At 61.6% G+C, this 968-nt stretch carries 2 protein-coding genes; both read left to right on the top strand.

Features of this window, described 5'->3' with window-relative positions:
• The coding region (locus tag EOD07_RS35785; RefSeq protein WP_206519663.1) for a substrate-binding domain-containing protein at nt 1-495 on the top strand (495 nt) is incomplete at its 5' end.
• Between the two features lie 156 nt (nt 496-651).
• Nucleotides 652-968: hypothetical protein (locus EOD07_RS35780; protein WP_164772917.1), on the top strand; the 317-nt coding region annotated here is incomplete at its 3' end.

The raw sequence follows: 968 nt of genomic DNA, 5'->3' as shown, positions 1-968 counted from the left end.
ATCCAGCATAGGATCGACGTCGGCATCTCGCCTTCGCGGGTGAAGCGCGCGGAGCTCGCCTACCTTCACCTCTTCACCGAGATCCATCGCCCCTATTGCGGAAGGCCGCACAGGCTTTTTGGCAAGAGCATCGCCGATCCTGAAGATCTGGCGAAGGAAGCCTTCGTGCTGACCGGCGCCGACGAGGGCGACGAGCTCACTCAGTTTCGGCTCGAGCATGGGTTCGGCCGCAACATCGCCGGCATGTCCGATCATCTCGAGGAAGCCAAACGGCTGGCAATCCTCGGCGTCGGCCTCTGCTTCCTGCCGGAAGGCTACGCGCAAACCGACGTCGAGGCCGGACGGTTGTGGCCGCTGATCGCCGGCGGCGAAGTGCCTCGCAACGACATCTTCATCGTCACCGACCCGCAGAGCCCGGAGCACATCGCGCGTGACCTTTTCATCGCCGAGATCGTCGAGCGGACGCAGCTGGTGGTAAGGAATGCATTGATCTGATTAATGCTTAACGTTCGATCTTTGGACGTTGAAGGGAAGAAATCGGGGTTCCATGGTCACGCATGGCGACATTGCATCGGTTCCGTTGATGCTGCCGTAAGGCGAAGACGGGCTGGCATGTCGACCAGGGGAACACCTCGCAAAGGGGATACTGAGATGACCTTGCAAACACCGACTTCGCCCAGGCAGCCATTGCCGGGCGAGGCGCAGCCGGCGATTGCCGACAGCGTCGAGACGATCCTGTCCGTCACCGAGGCGGACATTGCCGACTATACCGAATCCGTGGTGCCGCAGGCAAAGCGGCGCTCCAACTTCCGCATGCTGGCGCAGTTCCTGTCGATGCAGGCTGTGTTCGGCACCGTGCTGGTCGGTTATGGCGCGCGCTTCCAGGGACTGACGCTTTCCGAACTGACTGTGGCGATGCTGATCGCCGCGGCCGTCATGAGCCTCTATTGCATCGGCTCTGCCAATGC

The sequence above is a fragment of the Mesorhizobium sp. M2C.T.Ca.TU.002.02.1.1 genome (genome assembly GCF_003997225.1).
The sequence above is the reverse complement of the archived record's forward strand: the minus strand, read 5'-3'. Positions and strand labels throughout refer to the sequence as shown.